Genomic DNA, 1925 nt, shown 5'->3' with positions numbered 1-1925 from the left:
CAACTCCCCCTTAACTGAAAATGGGTATCCGTTTTTAGATAACAGGGCTTTTTAGCAACAACCATATATGATAAGGTTGTGTGAAAATAGAATTTTCACTCCTTACTGAATGGGTACTTCGTACTTAGCTCGACTTTGTACAAAAGTAATCAAAGTAGAAAAGGTAGAATAAGATGTGACCAAACCACGACGAGAGGCCACAAATGCTTATTCTACCTGAACCAATAATGACATTGTTAATACCATTTCAGCCACTTTTTCGGCAACCCACTTGGGTTAAGGCGCAGATACTGTTCATTGGCGCCATTTTAGCCACCGGTAAACGAACCGTGACAGCCGCTTTGCGCGTGATGGGGTTGAGCGATGAGCAGCATTTTTCTAGCTATCATCAAGTGCTAAATCGGGCAGTTTGGGCGCTACGACGACTGAGTGAGATGCTATTGGCATTGCTCATGAAGTATCTAGATCATGATGAAACCAAACCGCTTGTCTTTGGCATTGATGAAACTATCGAAAGACGCTGGGGACCAAAAATCGCAAAACGAGGTATCTATCGGGATGGCGTGCGCTCCAGCAAAAGCCATTTTGTCAAAACCAGTGGACTACGCTGGATTAGTCTGATGTGGTTGACGCAGATATCTTGGGCAGAACGGATATGGGCTTTACCATTTCTCACCGTGCTTGCGCCGTCAGAACGGTATCATGAACAGGTTGGCCGGCGGCATAAGAAGATAACAGATTGGGCCCGACGGTTTCCAGCTACGTCGTTGGCTGCCTCATCGAGAATTGGTTGTGGTGGCTGACTACAGCTATGCGGCTCTGGAATTTCTCCACGCTTGCCAAACCATGGTCAACCCAGTGACAATCATCACGCGCTTGCGCTTAGATGCCGCTCTCTATAAACCTGCACCTCCTCATTCTGGCAAAGTGGGACGTCCACGAAAGAAAGGAAAACGATTACCAACGCTGCAAGCAATTCTAGATGATCGTCAGACAAAGTGGCAATCTGTTAAGGTGCGCTGGTATGATGGACAAACGCAATTCATGGAAATTACATCGAAAACGGCCGTTTGGTATCACAATGGAATACCACCTGTCCCTATCCGTTGGGTTTTGATTCGTGACCCACAAGAAGAGTATGAGACAATTGCACTGCTTTCCACCACCCTTGAACTTGACTCACTTCAAATTATCAACTGGTTTGTACAGCGGTGGCAAGTCGAAGTGACGTTTGAGGAAGTACGTGCTCATCTCGGTGTCGAAACTCAACGCCAATGGTCGGACAAAGCCGTTGAACGCACGACGCCCATCTTACTAGGTTTGTTTTCTTGGGTCACCCTGGCAGCCCATTTGCTGGCAGAGCAGGCCCCTTTATCTGTACGGCAAGCTGCCTGGTATGTTAAAGAGCGACCTACTTTTTCTGACGCATTCAGTGCTGTACGTCACCAACTCTGGTTTCCGGCAACTATTTTTTCAATGTCTACCTTAGAACCAGATATCGTAAAAATACCACGGTCTCTTTTTGACCGTCTGGTTGATACTGTTTGTTATTCGACTTAAATGTACAAAGTCGAGCTTAGAGCGTGTTGAAAAATTAGCGGCTAAAAAATAGCGCGGGGAGGTTTTTTCTGAGATCATAACGAGTGACCAAACCAATCATGATCAAGAAAAAACCCCACCCATGCCTACACCAATTATACCCGAAATTCTTTTGCCCATCGCCCATATTCTGGCCCAATATCTCGACCCACTGCTCAGTTGGGCCAGCCAATACATTCTGCAGCAACTGGTGGCCAAATATCACGACCACTCCCTCATCCAACTGCACACGCTGCTGGACTTCTCCGAACTGGAGGTGGCTTGCGCCGATTACCACAAAAACAACGGTGGCCCCGGCCGGCCGGTCACCCACTCAGTTGCCGGAC

At 47.4% G+C, this 1925-nt stretch carries 3 protein-coding genes; all 3 read left to right on the top strand.

Going from position 1 to position 1925, the window contains the following annotated elements; all coding sequences use genetic code 11:
* Positions 1-203: 203 nt before the first annotated feature.
* Positions 204-803, top strand: coding sequence for a transposase (locus ACQY6F_RS18860; RefSeq protein ID WP_428776648.1), 600 nt, complete (start codon positions 204-206; stop codon positions 801-803).
* Complete coding sequence (locus tag ACQY6F_RS18855; RefSeq protein ID WP_428776647.1) at positions 796-1560, top strand: IS701 family transposase; 765 nt, start codon at positions 796-798, stop codon at positions 1558-1560. The genes ACQY6F_RS18860 and ACQY6F_RS18855 overlap by 8 nt, the downstream gene beginning before the upstream one ends.
* 121 nt (positions 1561-1681) lie before the next feature.
* A partial coding sequence (locus ACQY6F_RS18850; protein WP_428776645.1) for a hypothetical protein occupies positions 1682-1925 on the top strand: 244 nt, incomplete at its 3' end.

The sequence above is a fragment of the Vibrio sp. genome, assembly GCF_050299255.1.
In the GTDB taxonomy this organism is placed as follows: domain Bacteria; phylum Pseudomonadota; class Gammaproteobacteria; order Enterobacterales; family Vibrionaceae; genus Vibrio.
This window is presented reverse-complemented; position numbering and strand designations above follow the sequence as displayed.

Coding starts and splice junctions, on each gene's coding strand:
- ACQY6F_RS18860 (WP_428776648.1), top strand. CDS start 204: ATGCTTATTCTACCTGAACCAATAATGACATTGTTAATACCATTTCAG.